Source organism: Pseudomonas sp. SA233, from assembly GCF_054792385.1.
Genome location: NZ_CP096449.1, coordinates 836455 through 854422 on the forward strand (window position 1 = coordinate 836455; position 17968 = coordinate 854422).

The 17968-nt window shown below is 64.3% G+C and carries 15 protein-coding genes; 12 read left to right on the forward strand and 3 right to left on the reverse strand.

Translation table 11 applies throughout. The features are described from left to right. Positions 1–13 precede the first annotated feature (13 nt). The 12 genes from M1D87_RS03870 to M1D87_RS03925 all read left to right on the forward strand — a co-directional run bounded on the left by M1D87_RS03870 (position 14) and on the right by M1D87_RS03925 (position 13960). Positions 14–1006 (forward strand): cyclodeaminase, encoded by a 993-nt coding sequence (locus tag M1D87_RS03870; protein ID WP_061551985.1) that lies wholly within the window; start codon positions 14–16, stop codon positions 1004–1006. A gap of 36 nt (positions 1007–1042) precedes the next feature. Beyond that, on the forward strand, positions 1043–2233 hold the full coding sequence (gene doeA / locus M1D87_RS03875; protein WP_123085640.1) for an ectoine hydrolase DoeA: 1191 nt from the start codon (positions 1043–1045) through the stop codon (positions 2231–2233). Between the two features lie 3 nt (positions 2234–2236). After that, positions 2237–3256, forward strand: coding sequence for a N(2)-acetyl-L-2,4-diaminobutanoate deacetylase DoeB (gene doeB / locus M1D87_RS03880; RefSeq protein ID WP_052261083.1), 1020 nt, complete (start codon positions 2237–2239; stop codon positions 3254–3256). A gap of 36 nt (positions 3257–3292) precedes the next feature. Next, a complete protein-coding gene (locus M1D87_RS03885) occupies positions 3293–4759 on the forward strand; it encodes an NAD-dependent succinate-semialdehyde dehydrogenase (RefSeq protein ID WP_123085642.1) in 1467 nt (488 codons plus the stop codon). Positions 4760–4771: 12 nt separating this feature from the next. Next, a complete protein-coding gene (locus tag M1D87_RS03890; protein ID WP_123085643.1) occupies positions 4772–6157 on the forward strand; it encodes an aspartate aminotransferase family protein in 1386 nt (461 codons plus the stop codon). Positions 6158–6282: 125 nt separating this feature from the next. Next, positions 6283–6903 carry an isochorismate family cysteine hydrolase YcaC gene (gene ycaC / locus M1D87_RS03895; protein WP_010951959.1) on the forward strand — a complete coding sequence of 207 codons (621 nt, stop codon included), beginning with the start codon at positions 6283–6285 and terminating at the stop codon, positions 6901–6903. A 229-nt stretch (positions 6904–7132) separates the two neighbouring features. Continuing rightward, positions 7133–7951: a polyphosphate kinase 2 gene (gene ppk2 / locus M1D87_RS03900; protein WP_123085644.1), complete on the forward strand. Its 819-nt coding sequence runs from the start codon at positions 7133–7135 to the stop codon at positions 7949–7951. A gap of 35 nt (positions 7952–7986) precedes the next feature. Then, positions 7987–9183, forward strand: a complete 1197-nt coding sequence (locus M1D87_RS03905; RefSeq protein WP_123085645.1) for a monovalent cation:proton antiporter-2 (CPA2) family protein — start codon at positions 7987–7989, stop codon at positions 9181–9183. A gap of 39 nt (positions 9184–9222) precedes the next feature. Continuing rightward, a complete protein-coding gene (locus tag M1D87_RS03910; RefSeq protein WP_013970855.1) occupies positions 9223–10320 on the forward strand; it encodes an AI-2E family transporter in 1098 nt (365 codons plus the stop codon). Positions 10321–10333: 13 nt separating this feature from the next. Beyond that, the gene (locus M1D87_RS03915; RefSeq protein WP_123085646.1) at positions 10334–11854 is read left to right on the forward strand and encodes an efflux transporter outer membrane subunit; all 1521 of its coding nucleotides are present in this window, start codon (positions 10334–10336) and stop codon (positions 11852–11854) included. Continuing rightward, positions 11851–12948: an HlyD family secretion protein gene (locus M1D87_RS03920; protein WP_024086253.1), complete on the forward strand. Its 1098-nt coding sequence runs from the start codon at positions 11851–11853 to the stop codon at positions 12946–12948. The genes M1D87_RS03915 and M1D87_RS03920 overlap by 4 nt, the downstream gene beginning before the upstream one ends. After that, positions 12938–13960: a DUF2955 domain-containing protein gene (locus tag M1D87_RS03925; protein WP_123085647.1), complete on the forward strand. Its 1023-nt coding sequence runs from the start codon at positions 12938–12940 to the stop codon at positions 13958–13960. Before M1D87_RS03920 ends, M1D87_RS03925 begins: the two co-directional genes overlap by 11 nt. 89 nt (positions 13961–14049) lie before the next feature. Here M1D87_RS03925 and M1D87_RS03930 read toward each other — a convergent pair whose 3' ends face one another. The 3 genes from M1D87_RS03930 to pth all read right to left on the reverse strand — a co-directional run bounded on the left by M1D87_RS03930 (position 14050) and on the right by pth (position 17968). Continuing rightward, a complete protein-coding gene (locus tag M1D87_RS03930; protein WP_123085648.1) occupies positions 14050–15762 on the reverse strand; it encodes a SulP family inorganic anion transporter in 1713 nt (570 codons plus the stop codon). A 497-nt stretch (positions 15763–16259) separates the two neighbouring features. Then, entirely contained in the window at positions 16260–17360 is a 1101-nt protein-coding gene (ychF, locus tag M1D87_RS03935) for a redox-regulated ATPase YchF (protein WP_013970895.1), read from the reverse strand. Positions 17361–17383: 23 nt separating this feature from the next. Then, complete coding sequence (gene pth, locus M1D87_RS03940; protein ID WP_008099045.1) at positions 17384–17968, reverse strand: aminoacyl-tRNA hydrolase; 585 nt, start codon at positions 17966–17968, stop codon at positions 17384–17386.

Below are 17968 nucleotides of genomic sequence, written 5' to 3' on the forward strand. Positions count from 1 at the left end.
TGGAGGTATTCGAATGCCGGCCATCACCTTGCTCAGCGAAGCCGACCTGCGTAGCTGCATTACCCTCGACCGCGACGCGATCGATGCCATCGAGCAGGCCTTTGCCCTGCTTGCCACGGCCAATGTGGCGATGCCGCCGATCCTGCGCCTGGATGTGCCCGAGCACAACGGCGAGGTGGACGTGAAAACCGCCTACCTGCCTGGTCTGGAGCGTTTCGCGATCAAGGTCAGCCCAGGCTTTTTCGACAACCCCAAGCTTGGCCTGCCCAGCCTCAACGGCATGATGATGCTGCTGTCGGCCCGCACTGGCCTGCTCGATGCCTTGCTCCTCGACAATGGCTACCTCACCGCCGTGCGCACCGCTGCAGCCGGTGCGGTGGCTGCCCGCTGGCTGTCGCGGCAGGACAGCCGCAGCGTGGCCTTGATCGGCAGTGGCGAACAGGCACGCCTGCAGCTGCAGGCACTGCGCCTGGTGCGGCCGATCGAGCAGGTCAAGGTGTGGGGGCGCGATGCGCAGAGAACCGCAGCGTTATGTGATGACCTGGGACGTGATGGGCAACTGCAGGTACAGGCCTGCGACAGTGTCGACCAGGCCATGCAGGCGGTCGATATCGCCATCACCTGCACCCCCAGCCGCGAGCCGCTTATCCAGCCGCATCACCTGCAACCGGGGCTGCACATCACTGCCATGGGCTCGGATGCCGAGCACAAGAACGAGATCGCGCCCACGGCCCTGGCCCGGCTCGACCGTTATGTGGCCGACCGCCTGAGCCAGACCCGCGTGCTGGGCGAACTGCACCACGCCTTGCGCACTGGCGCGGTCAGCGAACAGGCCGTTCATTCCGAGCTGGGCCAGATCATCGCCGGCCTGCACCCGGGCCGTGCGCAGGCCGAAGAGGTCACCCTGTGCGACCTGACAGGCACCGGGGCCCAGGACACCGCCATCGCCAACCTTGCCTTCGAACGCGCAATCGCCGCCCACAAAGGCCTGGCGTTTCACAGCTGACAGTTTTCGCAACCCACTCACAAGAAGGGCATCCGTATGTCACAGACAGTGGTCAACCTGCCGTTCAGCCGGCAGGAGTACGCCCAGCGCCTGGCCAAGACCCGCGCTGCCATGCAGCAACAGGGCCTGGAGCTTTTGCTGGTTACCGATCCATCGAACATGGCCTGGCTCACCGGCTATGACGGCTGGTCGTTCTACGTGCACCAGTGCGTGCTGCTGGCGCTCGATGGCGAGCCGATCTGGTTTGGCCGCGGCCAGGACGCCAATGGCGCAAGGCGCACGGTGTTCATGCAGCACGACAACATCGTCGGCTACCCGGACATCTATGTGCAGTCACGCGAGCGCCACCCGATGGACTACCTGTGCCAGGAGGTGATTCTGGCCAAGGGCTGGGGCGGCCTGAGCATCGGCGTGGAGATGGACAACTACTACTTCAGCGCGGCGGCCTACCAGGCGCTGTGCAAGCACTTGCCGCAGGCGCGCTTCAGCGATGCCGCCGGGCTGGTCAACTGGCAGCGGGCGGTCAAGTCGCCGCAGGAAATCGAATACATGCGTATCGCCGCGCGCATCGTCGAACAGATGCACGGGTGCATCCTCGAACGCATCGAGCCCGGCATGCGCAAGAACGAGCTGGTGGCCGAGATCTACCGCAGCGGCATTCTCGGTGTCGATGGCCATGGCGGCGACTACCCGGCCATCGTGCCGTTGCTGCCGACTGGCGCAGATGCCAGCGCGCCGCACCTTACCTGGGACGATTCCCCGTTCACCCGCGGCGCCGGCACGTTCTTCGAGATTGCCGGCTGCTACAAGCGCTACCACTGCCCGCTGTCGCGTACCGTGTACCTGGGCAAGCCGCCGCAACACTTTCTCGATGGCGAAAAGGCGGTGGTCGAAGGTATCGCGGCCGGCCTCGATGCCGCGCGGCCAGGCAACACCACCGGTGACATCGCCAGGGCGTTCTTCCGTGTGCTGGAGAAGTTCGGCATACACAAGGACAGCCGCTGTGGTTACCCGATCGGTATCAGTTACCCGCCAGATTGGGGCGAGCGCACCATGAGCCTGCGCCCGAGCGACACCAGCGTGCTGCAACCGGGCATGACCTTCCACTTCATGCCGGGGCTGTGGATGGACGACTGGGGCCTTGAGATCACCGAAAGCATCCTCATCACCGAGACCGGGGTCGAGACCCTGTGCAACGTGCCGCGCCAGCTGTTCGTGAAGGACTGACCCATGAATGCAATCGCACAGGCCGCCGCCACGGTGGCCAACCCGATCACCTGTACCTTGGATTTCGAGCAGGACGGTGTGCAGCACGGCTTCCTCAAGCTGCCGTACTCGCGTGACGACTCGGCCTGGGGGGCGGTGATGATTCCGCTGACGGTGGTCAGGAATGGCAATGGCCCTACTGCCTTGCTCACTGGTGGCAATCACGGTGATGAATACGAAGGCCCGGTGGCGCTGAGCAAGTTGGCTCAGCAGCTGCAGCCCGAGCAGGTAAACGGGCGGGTGATCATCGTGCCGTTCATGAACACACCGGCGTTCCAGGCGGGCACCCGTACTTCGCCGATCGACCGGGGCAACCTCAACCGCAGCTTCCCTGGCCGGCCTGATGGCAGCGTGACGGAAAAGATCGCCGATTATTTCCGGCGCACCTTGCTGCCGTTGGCCGATATCGTCCTGGACATCCACTCCGGTGGTCGCACCCTCGATTTCCTGCCGTTCGCTGCATGCCATGTGCTGCCCGACAAGGCCCAGCAGGCCCGTTGTGAAGCCGGCATGCAGGCTTTCGCCGCGCCCTACAGCATGCGCATGCTCGAGCTGGATGCGCAGGCGATGTACGACACCGCGGCAGAAGAGCAGGGCAAGGTGTTCATCACCACCGAACTGGGCGGTGGTGGTACCTCCACGGCGAAAAGCGTCGCCCTGGCGGAGCGCGGTGTGCGCAACGTGCTGATTCACGCCGGCATCCTTGCCGGCGAAGTGGAGCAGGGCGAGACAACCCTGCTGGACATGCCCGATGGCGATTGCTTCATCGCCAGCGAGCACGACGGATTGCTGGAGATGTGCCGCGACCTGGGCGAAACGGTCAGCCAGGGCGAAGTGATCGCCCGTATCCATGACATCCGCCGCACCGGCAGCGCCCCGGTCGAGTACCGCGCCCGACGCGATGGCTTGCTCGCAGCCCGGCACTTTCCCGGCCTGGTGCAGTGCGGCGACACCCTGGCGGTGATCGCCGACGTACTGGCCTGAACCTGGCGCCACGACAACGAGGTATGGAGAACAGTCATGTCACACCACTACCCATTCAACAGCCTGTGCCACGTCGATGGCCAATGGCTGCACAGCCACAGCGGCAACAGCATCGCCGTGCATGACCCGGCCAACCGCCAGGTCATCGGCCATGTGCCGCTGCTCGACCACGAGCAGATCGTCGCCGCGGTGGATGCCGCCCAGCGGGCTTTCCCGGCCTGGCGCCAGCAGAGTCTGGACAGCCGCGCCGCGCTGTTGCGGCGCTGGGCTGAATTGATGCTCGAGCACCAGGAGGCTCTGGCGCGCATTCTCAGCGAGGAACAGGGTAAGCCGCTGGCCGAAGCACGCGGTGAAATAGCCTATGCGGCAAGCTTCATCCCCTGGTTTGCCGAGGAGGCCCGGCGCCTCAACGGGCAGACTATCCCCAGCCATATTCCGGGTGCCCAGCTGAGTACGCTGAAGGAGCCCGTCGGGGTCTGCGCGCTGCTCACCCCGTGGAACTTCCCCAGTGCCATGATCACCCGCAAGGCGGCTGCGGCGTTGGCGGCCGGCTGCACGGTGGTGGTCAAGCCGGCCCACGAAACACCGTTTTCGGCGCTGGCCCTGGCCCAGCTGGCAGAGGACGCCGGCTTCCCGCCGGGGGTGTTCAACGTGGTAATCGGCGAGCCGCAGATGGCCATGGAAACCCTGGTGCGCGACAGCCGCGTGCGGGCGGTCAGCTTCACCGGCTCGACCCGTGTCGGCAAGCTGGTGCTGCAAACCGCGGCTCAGGATGTGAAGAAAGTGGCGCTGGAGCTGGGCGGCAACGCGCCGTTCATCGTCTGCGCCGATGCCGACCTGGAGCTGGCCGTGCGGGTGGCCGTGGCCGCCAAGTTCCAGACGTCTGGCCAGGACTGCTGCGCGGCCAACCGGATCATGGTGCAGCGGCCGTTGTACGAAGCATTCCTGATGCGTTTCGCCGAAGCGGTGCGGGCGTTGAAGGTTGGCCCGGCGATGGTCGATGGCGAGGAGACGGCGGCAGAGGTCGGCCCGTTGATGCACCAGGCCGCCTTCGATGCCACCCAGGCCCGGGTCGAGGACGCCCTGCAGCGTGGCGCCCGGCGCCTGGTCGGAGGCGAGGGCCATGCGCTGGGTGGCTGGTTCTTCCAGCCGACGGTGCTCGCCGATGTCACGCCGGCGATGCGCATCTACCAGGAAGAAAACTTCGCGCCTATTGCCGGGGTCATGCCGTTCGACACGCTGGAGCAGTCCATCACCATGGCCAATGACACCGAGTACGGCCTGGCTGCCTACATCGTCGGCAACCGCCTCGATGTCGTGCACCCGCTGGTGCGCCGGCTCGACCACGCGATGGTGGCGATCAACGGCGTCAAGTTCACCGGCCACCCCATCCCGTTCGGCGGCATGAAGGCCTCGGGCCTGGGCCGCGAAGGCGGCAGCGAGGGCTTCGAACCCTTCGTCGAAACCAAATACGTTTGCTTGCACCACCACGGTCAGTTCTAAGGAGTGTTTGCCATGAGCCAAGATTTCAGCCAGCTGTTCGAACAGGACCGCGCCCACTTCATGCACCCTTCGACCCACGCCCATGACCACGCCAGCGGCGCGCTCAAGGGCCGGATCATCACCGGTGCCGAGGGCATCCGCCTGCGTGACCATGAAGGCCGCGAACTGATAGACGCCTTCGCCGGCCTGTACTGCGTGAACATCGGTTACGGGCGTACCGAGGTCGCTGACGCCATCCATCGCCAGGCCAAGGAGCTGGCGTATTACCACACCTACGTCGGCCACTCGACCGAAGCGATCATCGAGCTTTCCAGCCGCATCATCGACTGGGCGCCGGCCGGGATGAAAAAGGTCTATTACGGCCTGTCGGGTTCCGATGCCAACGAGACCCAGGTCAAGCTGGTGCGCTACTACAACAACATCCTCGGTCGTCCACTCAAGAAAAAGATCATCTCTCGCGACCGCGGCTATCACGGCTCGGGCATCATGACTGGCAGCCTTACCGGCCTGCCCAGCTTCCACCAGCATTTCGACCTGCCGGTGGAGGGCGTCAAGCATACGGTCTGCCCGCACTGGTACCGCAAGGCACCGGCCGACATGGACGAGCAGGCCTTCGTGCGCTATTGCGCCGACGAGCTGGAGCAGCTGATCCTGGCCGAAGGCCCCGATACCGTCGCCGCGTTCATTGGCGAGCCGCTGATGGGCACCGGTGGCATCATCGTGCCGCCCAAGGGCTACTGGAAGGCGATCCAGGCCGTGCTCGATCGCTACGACGTGCTGCTGATCGCCGACGAAGTGGTGTGCGCCTTCGGCCGCCTGGGCTCGAAGATGGGCAGCCAGCGCTACGACATCCGCCCGGACCTGATCACCACGGCCAAGGGCCTGACCAGCGCCTATGCGCCTCTGTCGGCAGTGATCGTTGGTGAGAAGGTGTGGAACGTGATCGAAGAAGGCTCGCAGAAGGCCGGCCCGATGGGCCACGGCTGGACCTACTCCGGGCACCCGATCTGCGCGGCGGCGGCGCTGGCCAACCTGGATATTCTCGAGCGCGAGAACCTGACCGAGAATGCCGAAGTGGTGGGGGCATACCTGAACCGGCGCATGCGCGAAACCTTCGAAGGCCACCCGCTGGTAGGTGAAGTACGGGGTGACGGCATGCTTTGCGCAATCGAGTTCATGGCCGATCGCGAGGCGCGTAAGGCGTTCGATCCGGCGTTGAAAGTCGGGCCACAGGTGTCGGCAGAGTGCCTTGAGCGCGGGATGATCGCCCGGGCCATGCCGCATGGTGACATTCTCGGTTTCGCACCGCCGTTGGTGCTGAACCAGGAGGATGCCGAAAAGATCGTCGCCATCACCAAGGTGGCGGTCGATGAGGTAGCTGGCAAGGTGCTCGGCTGAGCATTGCAGGGGCCGCCATGCGGCCCCATCGCCGGCCTTGGCAGGCGAACCGACTGACGGTTCCATCCACCTTTCATCCTTGCCTACGCTGATATTCCCAACCCGCTAACGCAAGGAAACCCGTCATGGCCTTCCAATACAAGCGTCTGGACAAGAACAACGCCGCCGTGCTGCTGGTCGACCACCAGACCGGCCTGCTCTCGCTGGTAAGGGACATCGACCCCGACCGCTTCAAGAACAACGTCCTGGCCCTGTCGGACCTGGCCAAGTACTTCAAGCTGCCGACCATTCTCACCACCAGTTTCGAGACCGGCCCCAACGGCCCGCTGGTGCCCGAACTGAAAGAGCAGTTCCCCGACGCCCCGTACATCGCCCGGCCTGGCAACATCAACGCCTGGGACAACGAGGACTTCGTCAAGGCCGTCAAGGCTACCGGCAAGAAGCAGCTGCTGATCGCCGGCGTGGTGACCGAAGTGTGCGTGGCCTTCCCGGCACTGTCGGCGCTGGAGGAGGGCTTCGAGGTATTCGTCGTCACCGATGCCTCCGGCACTTTCAACGAACTGACCCGTGACTCGGCCTGGCGGCGCATGGAGGCCGCCGGGGCGCAACTGATGACCTGGTTCGGCGTGGCCTGCGAACTGCACCGTGACTGGCGCAACGACATCGAAGGGCTGGGGACCCTGTTCTCCAACCATATTCCGGATTACCGCAACCTGATGACCAGCTACAACAAACTGGCCAAGTAATCCGGCCTCGAAGGCACCCCGTACCCTGTGGGAGCGGGTTCACCCGCGAATGCGTCGGTAGCTTCAATGACGCATTCGCGGGTAAACCCGCTCCTACACCCACCCCGGAACACTCACCAGCACTCGCAGAATCAATGAGATAGAGGCAAGCCTGCGAAATCCACAAGCGAAGCGGCAAACTGCCATGGATCGACCATACTGACTCTTCATTCGCCCTCAGGAGAGTGCCATGTCGAAGTCGTCCAGGAAGAGAGACCCCAAGGACCAGCCGGAGAAACTGGGCGGCAAGGCGTACGAGAAGGAGCTCAAGCAGCTGCACGTGGAGCTGGTGAAGCTGCAGGAATGGGTAGTGGCCAAGGGCCTGAAGGTGTGCATTGTCTTCGAGGGCCGCGATGGCGCCGGCAAGGGCGGTACCATCAAGGCCATTACCGAGCGCGTCAGCCCGCGAGTATTCCGCGTGGTGGCGCTGCCGGCGCCAACCGAGCGGGAAAAGAGCCAGATGTATGTGCAACGCTACCTGGGCCACCTGCCTGCCGCGGGCGAGGTAGTGATCTTCGACCGCAGCTGGTACAACCGCGCCGGTGTCGAGCGAGTGATGGGCTTCTGCAGTGAAGAGCAGAGCAGCAAGTTTCTCACCGTGGTGCCGCTGTTCGAAAAGATGATGGTCGAGTCGGGGATCATCCTCATCAAGTACTGGCTGGAGGTCAGCGCCGAAGAGCAGACCCGCCGCCTGCAGGACCGCATCAACGATGGCCGCAAGCTGTGGAAGCTGTCGCCGATGGACCTCAAGTCCTACACACGCTGGGATGATTACACCCGGGCCCGCGACGAAATGTTCGCCGCCTCCGACTCGTCATGGGCACCGTGGTTCATGGCCCATTCCAACGACAAGCGCCGTGCCCGGCTGAACATCATCAGCCATCTGTTGACGCGCATTCCCTACAAGGACATCACCCGCGACGGGCTGGTGAAGTTGCCCAAGCGCGGCAAGATCGGCAAATACAAGGCCGTCAACTACCCGTTCAAAGTCGTCGAAGAGCGTTTCTGATCTCTCCCCGCGGGGAGCAGCGAGGGTGCGAGCCTATGCCACATGATGGCAGCCTGTTGCAGGCGACGGTGGTGTTCCTGCTGGCCGTGGTGCTTCTGGTACCGCTGGCGCAGCGTTTGAAAATGGGGGCGGTGCCCGGTTATCTGCTGGCGGGCATCCTGATAGGGCCATCGGTATTTGGCCTGCTGAACAACCCGGATAACGTGGCACGCCTGTCGGAGATGGGTGTGGTGATGTTGCTGTTCGTCATCGGCCTGGAGCTTTCGCCGCGGCGTTTGTGGGGCATGCGCCGGGCGCTGTTTGGCGTCGGCTCGCTACAAGTGGGCCTGAGTGCTTTAGTGCTTGGCCTGCTGGCGTACTGGCTGTTCGGCCAGTCGAAGCCAGCTGCCATCGTGCTGGGCCTGGGCCTTGCGCTGTCGTCCACCGCGTTTGGCCTGCAGGTACTGGCCGAGCGCAAGGACCTGGGCAAGCCGCACGGCCGCCTGGCCGTGGCGATCCTGCTGTTCCAGGACATTGCCGCGATCCCGCTGATTGCCGTGGTGCCGCTGCTCGGTGGTGATGTCAGTACCGCTGACGAAGGCGCCTGGCCGGTGTTGGCGGTGGTGGTTGGCATAGGTGTGCTGATCATCTTTGGCCGCTACCTGTTGACCCCTGTCTTCAAATGGACAGTCGGTTCTGGCCTGCCCGAGCTGTCTACCGCTACCGCCCTGTTGGTGGTGCTGGGCACCGCCTGGGTGATGGAGCACGTAGGCGTGTCCATGGCGTTGGGGGCGTTTCTGGCGGGCGTCCTGATGGCCGAGTCGCCTTTCCGCCACGAACTGGAAACCCAGATCGAGCCCATCAAGGGGTTGCTGCTGGGGCTGTTCTTCGTTGGCGTGGGGATGAGCGCCGACCTGCGCCTGCTGTTCGGCATGCCGTTAATGGTGCTGGGGCTGACCCTGCTGCTGGTGATGATCAAATTGCCGCTGCTTTATGGCCTGGGCCGCACCGCAGGTGGGCTCACCCAGGCCCAGGCGCTATGCCTGGGCGTGGTGCTGGCGTCTGGCGGCGAGTTTGCCTTCGTGGTGTTCAAGCTGGCGTTGGATCATCAGGTGTTGGAGCAGCAGGTGCATGACCTGCTGGTGCTGGCCATCACCTTGTCGATGGCGGTAGTGCCGTTGGTAATGATGGCCCTGGCGCGGCAGTTGCGTGACGACAGCCCCACACCGGCAGCCCCTGAAGCGGGCCACTGAATCGCGCCACATGGCGCACCTGGAGTTCGGAGGTGAAGCATGCAACCGGGTATCAAGATGGACAGCCGCCTGTCGCGGGGCTTGCTCGATGTGCTCATCAAGGCCGGCCTGGTGGCTGCGCTGGTGATATTCGCCTTCCAGACGTTCCAGCCGTTCCTGGAGCTGATGCTGTGGTCGGTGATCCTGGCGGTGACCTTGTACCCGTTGTATTGCCGCATCCAGCGCCGCACAGGGCTCAAGGACGGGCTTTCGGCGACGCTGGTCGTTCTGCTGGTACTGGTCGTGCTGCTGGTGCCGATCTACCTGGTGGTGATGTCCATCGGCGAATCGGTGGACAGCCTGGTGACGCTGCTGAAAAGCGGGGCCTGGACCGTGCCGGCCCCTCCCGACTCGGTGGCGGCCTGGCCGCTGATCGGGCCGAAGGTGCATGCCTTGTGGCTGGCCGCCTCGGAAAACATGGCCGGTGTGCTGAACCAGTGGATGCCCCAGCTCAAGGGTGCCGGGCGCACGGTGCTGGGGGCAGCAGCCAGCGCAGGCGGCGCGTTCCTGCTGTTCATCGCGGCGATCATCGTCTCGGGCATCATCATGGCGTTCGGTGACCGCGGCGAAATCGCGGCGCAGCGCATTGCCATGCGGGTGTCGGGGGAGGAGCGCGGCAAGCCATTGGCCAAGCTGTGCACCGCCACCATTCGCGCGGTGGCCCAGGGCGTGATCGGCATTGCCTTCATCCAGATGCTGCTGATCGGTGTCGGCTTCGTCATCAAAGGGGTACCGGGGGCGGGGATGCTGGCAATCGTCATCCTCATGCTGGGGATTGCCCAGGCACCGGCCACGTTGATAACGGTGCCGGTGATCATCTACATCTTCAACGTCGAAGGCTTTACCGTGGCGACCATCATTTTCGCCATCTACACCTTCGTCGCCGGGCTTGCCGACAACGTGCTCAAGCCGCTGCTGCTGGGGCGCGGGGTGGACGTGCCGATGCCGGTGGTGCTGATCGGGGCATTGGGCGGCATGGTGGTCAAAGGCATCATCGGCCTGTTCATCGGGCCGGTGATCCTGGGCGTCACTTATGTACTGTTCTGGCAGTGGGTGGCGCTGCAGGTGCCGGAAAATCCCGTCGAACCGTCGGCGTAAGCCAAGGCCTGCCATGCCCGGACGCTTCTGTGGTTGTGCACTGAGCCTGGCTGCCGCGTTGGTGGGCTGTACCCAGGTCGGCCCGGATTTCCAGCCGCCGCAAGACCCGTGGCTGGGCACCTGGAATACCCCGCTGCTGGAGCAGGCCGGGCAGCAGGCCGCGGCGCCCGACCTGCGCCAGTGGTGGGCCGTGTTCGCCGACCCTGCCCTGGATGCCTTGATCGCCGAGGCCGATGCCAATAACAGCAACCTGCGCGTGGCTGGTTTGCGCGTTGCCGAAGCCCGCGCCCAGTTGGCCATCGTGCAGACCGGGCGTTATCCACAGCTGCAGCAACTGCGCGCGCAGAGCCTTTACCTGAAGCAGGATCAGTCCGGCACCGCCACCGCTCGCGACTCGGTGTTCTGGCAATCCAGCGCGGGCTTCGACATTGGCTGGGAAATCGACTTCTGGGGGCGCTTCAGCCGCGCAATCGAAAGCGCCGACGCCGTCTACTTCGCCTCCCAGGCCAATTACGCCGATGCCATGCTGCTGTTGCGTGCGCAGGTGGCCGACACCTACTTTGCCCTGCGCACCGCCGAGGCGCGGCTGGACATCGCCGAAGAAAACGCCCGCCGCCAGGCGCGCAGCCTGGAGATAACCGAGCGGCTGTTCCGTCATGGCGAAAACGACGAACTCGACTGGCAACAGGCGCGCACCCAGTATCTGGCTACCCAGGCCACCATCCCCGAGTTCCAGAACCAGCTCAATGCCCTGCGCAACGTGCTGTGCTCGCTGCTGGGCCGCGCGCCCGGGCCGCTGCCACAGCTGGATGCCGGTCACGGCCAGTTGCCGTTGCCGGACCGTGCCGTGCTGCAGGATGTGCCCGCCCGCCTGCTGCAGCGCCGCCCGGACATCCGTGCCGCCGAGCAGGCGGTAGCGGCGCAGTCGGCGCTGGTCGGGGTAGCCGAGGCCGACCTTTATCCACAACTGAGCCTGTTGGGCAGCATCGGCTGGAGTTTCGTCACGGCCAATCATTTGCCCGATACCTTCGACATCGCCGCCGGGCCCAGCCTGATCTGGAACCCGTTCGACTACGGCCGACGCAAGAACGCTGTGCGCGTGGAAGATGCCCGATTGCAGCAACTGATCGAGCTGTATCACCAGGATGTGCGCGAAGCCGCCCGTGAGGCCGACGATGCCGCCAGCGGGCTGGTGCGCTCGCTGCAGAGCGCAAGTATCCGCGACCAGGCCTCGCAGGCCGCGCAGCGCTCCCTGAACCTGGCCAGCTCGCAGTACCGCGAAGGCTTTGCCGACTTCCAGCGCGTGCTCGACGCCCAGCAATTGCTGCTGCAGCAACAGGACGGCTATCTGGTCAGTCGCGGCAATGCGGTCAGCAGCCTGGTGACGTTGTACAAGGCCCTGGGCGGCGGCTGGGACGCCAGCCGCGCACCGATCGACCCGGCCACCCGCCAGCAGATGCAGCAACGCACCGACTGGGGTGAACTGCTTGACGAGCCAGGCCCCAGCGCACATGCACAAGGTGAAACGAAATGAGCGACACCACGCCGACGCCATCCCCGCCAGCCCCCGATCGCGGCATGCGCTGGGTGCTGCTGCTGATTGTCGTGAGCCTGCTTTGGTACCTGCTGGCCGATCGCTTCACGCCCTATACCCAGCAAGCCCGCCTGCAGGCCTACGTGGTGCCGGTGAGTGCCGAGGTGGCTGGGCAGGTGAAGCGTGTGGCGGTGGGCAACAACCAGGAAGTGCGCAAGGGCGATGTGTTGTTCGAACTGGACCAGGAGCAATATCGCATCGCCCTGGCCCGAGCCGAAGCCGACCTGGACACGGTACGCCGGCAGATCGGCGCCCACACCGCTGGCATCGACTCGGCCCAGGCGGCGCTGGTGGCGGCCCAGGCCAACGAGCGCAAGGCCCGGCAGGACGCCGAGCGGCTCAAGCGCTTGATCGATGAAGACCCGGGCACGGTGTCGGTGCGCCGCCTGGAGGGCGCCCAGGCCACCCGCGACCAGGCCATCAGCCAGGTGGCGGCAGCCCGTGCCGAAGTCGAGCGGGCCCGTGAGCAGCAGGGCGGGGCGCAGGACGACAACGCCCAACTGCGCAGCGCGGCGGCTAATGTGGAAAAAGCCCGGCTGGACCTGGCGCGCACCATGGTACGCGCCGATGCAGACGGGTTGATCACCGACCTGCGCACCGACGTTGGCCACTATGTTGGCGCCGGCAGCCCGATGATGACCCTGATCGCTATCCATGACGTGTGGATAAGTGCCGACATGACCGAGAACAACCTAGGTCGGCTGCGCCCTGAAACCCCGGTGCTGGTAGTGCTCGATGCGCTGCCCGGCACGGTGTTGAAGGGGCGCATTCGCAGCATCGGCTACGGTGTGAGCGTAGGCCAGAGTGCCCCGCCAGGTACGTTGCCGACCGTACAGAACAGCCGCGAGTGGCTGCGCTCCGCACAGCGCTTCCCGGTTATCGTCGAACTGGAGCGTGACCAGTTGCAGGACAAGACCGTATTGCGGGTCGGTGGCCAGGCCGAAGTCATGGCCCTGCCAAGCGAGGGCAACCCATTGAACCTGCTGGGCCGGCTGTTCATGTGGCTGATGAGCTGGCTGTCGTATGCCTATTGAACTACGCCGCCTGCGTGCCCTGCGCCTGGCCTGGGGCGTGGCGCTTTGCCTGGCGGTGAGTTTCGGCATCGGCTTGCCGGTACCGATCCTGGCGCCGGTGTTCGCGGTGTTGTTGCTGGCCATGCGCAGCCAGCCCTTGCCCCTGCGTGCGGCACCGGCCTTGGCGGTGCTGGTGCTGCTTGCCTGCGGCAGCGGGCTGCTGCTGATTCCGCTGCTGCACCATGCCCCGGTAAGTGGGGTGTTGCTGGTGAGCGTGGGGGTTTTCCTTACCTTGCGTTATGCACTGAAAGGCGGCAATGGCCTGTTGGCCAATTTGCTGGTTATCGGCCTGACCATGATCGCTGCCGCCGGCACCAGCGACTTCAGCCTGGCGCTGTCGGTGGTCGAAGCGCTGGCCAAAGGCATGCTGCTGGCGGTGCTGGGCACGGCAGCGGCGCATGTGTTGTTTCCCGAGCCGGCCGATGCGCCGGCGCAACCGGCACCGCCTCTGCTCGACGGTGACCAGGTGAGCTGGGTTGCCTTGCGTGCTACGTTGATCGTCATGCCGGCCTTCCTGCTGGCGCTGATCGCCCCGGACCAGTACATGCCGCTGATCATGAAGGCAGTGAGCCTGGGGCAGCAGGCCGGTGAGACCCGCGCACGGCATGCCAGTCGCGAGCTGATCGGCTCGACCTTGCTGGCCGGGTTGCTGGCGGTATTGATGTGGGGCGCGTTGAGCCTGTTCGTGCACCTGTGGATGTTTTTCCTGTGGGTGCTGCTGTTCGTTCTCTGGCAGGGGCGCAGGCTTTACCGTGCGGTGGATACCAGGCAAAGCCCAGCGTACTGGGTGAGTTGCCTGACGACCATGCTGATCCTGCTGGGGCAGTCGGTGCAGGACAGCGCGGGCGGGCAGGATGTGTACCGCGCCTTTGCCGTACGCATGGCGCTGTTTCTGGCGGTGTCGGTGTATGCCAGTGCCATGCTGATCTGGATCGACCGGCTTCGGATGCGGCGTGGGCTTCTTCGCGGGTGAACTCGCTCCCACAGGTATCGCGTTGCCCATGGGATCACGCAATTCTTGTGGGAGCGGTTTTACCCGCGAAGGGGCCAGTACAGGAAAACCTAGGGCTTCCAGTCAACCCCACTCTCTTCCAAATAGGCATCCACCGCTGCCCCAACAGTGGGATGAAATGCCGACTCCCCCATATGCTCGAACAACTCGAACTGCCGCATCTTGTCCTTTACCGGGTCCTTCATCTCGGCAAACTGCAACTCCACCCCCCGCGCCTCCAGCGCCCGGTCCAGCTCGGCCAGCATGTCCGCCGAGGTGATATCGATGCTGGTCACCGGCTCTGCCGCGATCACCAGCCGTTGTACCGGGGTAGGCGATGCATCCACCGCCGCCATCACCGTGCTCTGGAACTGTTCGGCATTGGCAAAGAACAGCGGGGCATCCCAACGCAGCAGCACCAGCCCCGGAATGCGTCGGGCCTGTGGATAACGCTGCACATCATGGTAACCGCGGGTGCCATCCACCCGTCCCAGCACCGCATGATGGGGCCGCCAGCCGTCCCACAGGAATTCGATCACCGATATAGCCACGGCAATGCAGATACCGGGAATGGCCCCGAATACCGCTACGCCGACGAAGCAAGTGAACGACAGCCAGAATTCCCATTGCTGCATGCGGAAGATGCGCTTGAGGTCGGCGAACTCGAACAGGCCCAATGCTGCGGCAATCACCACTGCCGCCAGGGCGCTGTTGGGCAGGTGTTGCATCAGGTTGGGCGCCACCAGCAGCAACAGGGTCACCGCCAGCGCGCCGATAATACCGGTGAGCTGAGTCTGCGAGCCGGCCGCTTCGGCCACGGGGGTGCGCGATGAGCTACTGCTGATGGGGATGCCCTGGAACAGCCCCGAGGCCAGGTTGGCCACACCCAGGCCGAACATTTCCTGGTTGGGGTTGACCGGGGCCTTCATGCGCGCGGCGTATGAACGTGACAGCACACTGGTATCGGCGAACGACACCAACGCTACTGCGATGCCGCCGAGCAGCACCTCCACCAGGTCGATATCGTTGACCCAGGGGAACACGAAGCTGGGTAGCCCCTGGGGCAGTTCGCCGAGCACTTTCACGCCTTGCTGGTCGAGCCCCAGCAGGCTCACCGCCAGCGTGGCCAGCACCACAGCAATGAGAATGCCCGGCAAACGCTTGAATGGCTTGAGCAGCAGGATCAGCGCCAGGCTACCGCCACCGACCACGAAGCTTGGCCAATGGCCCTGGCCGGCGAGCAATGCCTGGATCAGGTTCCAGGTATCCCGCAGCGGGCCCTGGCTGTCGACCGACAGACCGAACAGTTTGGGCAACTGGCTGATCAGCACCGTGAGGGCGATGCCGTTCATGTAGCCATAGCGGATCGGCTTGGACAGCAGTTCGGTGATGAAGCCCAGGCGCAGCAAACCGGCGATCACACAGAACGCCCCGGCGACCAGGGCCATCATGCTGGCGATGGCGATTGCCCGTTGCGGGTCGCTGGCGGCGTACTGCACCACCACTGCCAGGATCGGCGCGGCCAGCGCCGAGTCCGGGCCCAGCACCAGGATGCGGCTGGGGCCGAAAAGGGCGTAGGCCAGCAGCGGGATGATGGTGGCGTACAGGCCGTAGATGCCAGGTACGCCGGAAGCTTCGGCATAAGCGATACCCACCGGCACCAGCATGGTGGTGAGCACCAGGCCGGCGGCGATGTCTTTGGGCAGCCAGGCGGGTTGGTAGTGGAGCAGGGTGACCAGGCCGGGTAACCAGCGTTGCCAGTCGAGGCGGGTTTTTTCGGGCATGGGGCGTGCGTCCAGGGGAGGGTGCTGAATCACAGCTTAGATGCTGAATTCCGGGGCCGCTCTGCGGCCCTTTCGCGACACAAGGCCGCTCTAATAGAACAACACATGACTCATTGGTTTGGTGAGGTTCTGTAGGAGCAGCCTTGTGCTGCGAAGAGGCCGGTACTGACAAAGCCTGTCTGTTGCTTGTACCGGCCTCTTCGCAGCACAAGGCTGCTCCTACAAAGGCCGCGTCAGACGAGCGATATTTGTTCTCTGCGCGACAGCGCAGCCCAAAAGGGCTGGGTAATCTCCCACAGGGGAATGCATTGGTTCAGGCGACGCGTTCCGTTGTAGGAGCGGCCTTGTGCCGCGAAAGGGCTGCAAAGCAGCCCCTGATTTCAGCGGCGTTGCAAATATTGTTGGGGCTGCTCCTGAAGGGCGTGTGCATGATCAGAAAAAACAAAACCCCTTGAGGCGTTGGCCTCAAGGGGTTCGTAGGTACTGCAGTCTGCCGCTTAGACGTTGAAGCGGAAGTGCATCACGTCACCGTCCTTGACGATGTAGTCCTTGCCTTCCAAACGCCATTTACCGGCTTCCTTGGCACCGCTCTCACCCTTGAACTGGATGAAGTCGTCATAGGCCACCACTTCAGCGCGGATGAAACCTTTTTCGAAGTCGGTGTGGATCACGCCAGCGGCTTGTGGTGCGGTGGCACCGACGCGTACGGTCCAGGCGCGTACTTCCTGCACGCCGGCAGTGAAGTAGGTCTGCAGGTTCAGCAGCTCATAACCGGCGCGGATAACGCGGTTCAGGCCAGGCTCTTCCAGGCCCAGGGCCTCGAGGAACATATCCTTCTCTTCACCGTCTTCCAGTTCGGCGATTTCCGCTTCGATCTTGTTGCATACCGGCACCACTACCGCGCCTTCTTCCTCGGCGATGGCCTTGACCACGTCCAGGTGCGGGTTGTTGTCGAAGCCGTCTTCGGCCACGTTGGCGATGTACATGACCGGCTTGCTGGTCAGCAGGTGGAAGCCGCGGATGACCGCCTTGTCTTCGGCGCTCATGTTCTTCATCAGGCTGCGCGCTGGCTTGCCTTCGGTGAAGTGCGGGATCAGCTGTTCGAGGATGGCCTTCTGCGCCAGGGCTTCCTTGTCGCCGCCCTTGGCGTTGCGGGCAACCTTCTGCAGTTGCTTCTCGCAGCTGTCGAGGTCGGCGAAGATCAGCTCGAGGTCGATGATCTCGATGTCACGCTTGGGGTCGACGCTGTTGGAAACGTGGATCACGTTCTCGTCTTCGAAGCAGCGCACCACGTGGGCAATGGCGTCGGTCTCGCGGATGTTGGCGAGGAACTTGTTGCCCAGGCCTTCGCCCTTCGAGGCACCAGCCACCAGGCCGGCGATGTCGACGAACTCCATGGTGGTCGGCAGGATGCGGTTTGGCTTGACGATTTCAGCCAGTGCATTCAAGCGCGCATCGGGCATCGGCACGATGCCGCTGTTAGGCTCGATGGTGCAGAAGGGGAAGTTCTCCGCCGCGATGCCAGACTTGGTCAGGGCGTTGAACAGGGTGGACTTGCCGACGTTGGGCAGGCCGACGATGCCGCAATTGAAACCCATGGGTATTCCCCTCTCTAAGGAAATCAGGCCTTCTGGCTGTGCAGCTCGCGCATCGCCTTGGCGAAGTCGCCGGCAAGCACGTCCGGCAGCACGCCGAGGGCAAAATCGATGCTGGCGTCGAGCTTCTCCTGCTCGGCGCGCGGCGCGCGGCCCAGGACGAAGTTGGAGACCAGTTTGGCGTCGCCCGGGTGGCCGATGCCAAGCCGCAGGCGGTGGAAGTCGTTCTGGTTGCCGAGCTGCGCGATGATGTCGCGCAGGCCGTTGTGCCCACCATGGCCACCGCCGCGCTTGAGCTTGGCGACGCCTGGGGGCAGGTCGAGTTCGTCATGCGCCACCAGGATCGCTTCCGGCTTGATGCGGAAGAAATTGGCCAAGGCCGCCACGGACTGGCCGCTACGGTTCATGTAGGTGGTGGGGATGAGCAGACGAACGTCGTTGCCCTGATGGCTGAACTTAGCCGTCAGGCCGAAATATTTGCGGTCAGCGGTCAACGAGACGCGCTGGGCGCTGGCAATGCGTTCAACGAAAAGAGCCCCTGCGTTATGCCGGGTCTGTTCGTATTCGGGGCCGGGGTTACCCAGGCCGACGATCAACTGGATGGCGGTCAC

Excerpts from the sequence above, each read along its gene's own strand:
- M1D87_RS03890 (WP_123085643.1), top strand. The coding sequence starts at position 4,772 with ATGAGCCAAGATTTCAGCCAGCTGTTCGAACAGGACCGCGCCCACTTC.
- doeB (WP_052261083.1), top strand. The coding sequence starts at position 2,237 with ATGAATGCAATCGCACAGGCCGCCGCCACGGTGGCCAACCCGATCACC.
- M1D87_RS03925 (WP_123085647.1), top strand. The coding sequence starts at position 12,938 with ATGCCTATTGAACTACGCCGCCTGCGTGCCCTGCGCCTGGCCTGGGGC.
- M1D87_RS03920 (WP_024086253.1), top strand. The coding sequence starts at position 11,851 with ATGAGCGACACCACGCCGACGCCATCCCCGCCAGCCCCCGATCGCGGC.
- ychF (WP_013970895.1), bottom strand. The coding sequence starts at position 17,360 with ATGGGTTTCAATTGCGGCATCGTCGGCCTGCCCAACGTCGGCAAGTCC.
- M1D87_RS03915 (WP_123085646.1), top strand. The coding sequence starts at position 10,334 with ATGCCCGGACGCTTCTGTGGTTGTGCACTGAGCCTGGCTGCCGCGTTG.
- M1D87_RS03870 (WP_061551985.1), top strand. The coding sequence starts at position 14 with ATGCCGGCCATCACCTTGCTCAGCGAAGCCGACCTGCGTAGCTGCATT.
- M1D87_RS03930 (WP_123085648.1), bottom strand. The coding sequence starts at position 15,762 with ATGCCCGAAAAAACCCGCCTCGACTGGCAACGCTGGTTACCCGGCCTG.
- ppk2 (WP_123085644.1), top strand. The coding sequence starts at position 7,133 with ATGTCGAAGTCGTCCAGGAAGAGAGACCCCAAGGACCAGCCGGAGAAA.
- M1D87_RS03905 (WP_123085645.1), top strand. The coding sequence starts at position 7,987 with ATGCCACATGATGGCAGCCTGTTGCAGGCGACGGTGGTGTTCCTGCTG.
- M1D87_RS03885 (WP_123085642.1), top strand. The coding sequence starts at position 3,293 with ATGTCACACCACTACCCATTCAACAGCCTGTGCCACGTCGATGGCCAA.
- M1D87_RS03910 (WP_013970855.1), top strand. The coding sequence starts at position 9,223 with ATGCAACCGGGTATCAAGATGGACAGCCGCCTGTCGCGGGGCTTGCTC.
- ycaC (WP_010951959.1), top strand. The coding sequence starts at position 6,283 with ATGGCCTTCCAATACAAGCGTCTGGACAAGAACAACGCCGCCGTGCTG.
- doeA (WP_123085640.1), top strand. The coding sequence starts at position 1,043 with ATGTCACAGACAGTGGTCAACCTGCCGTTCAGCCGGCAGGAGTACGCC.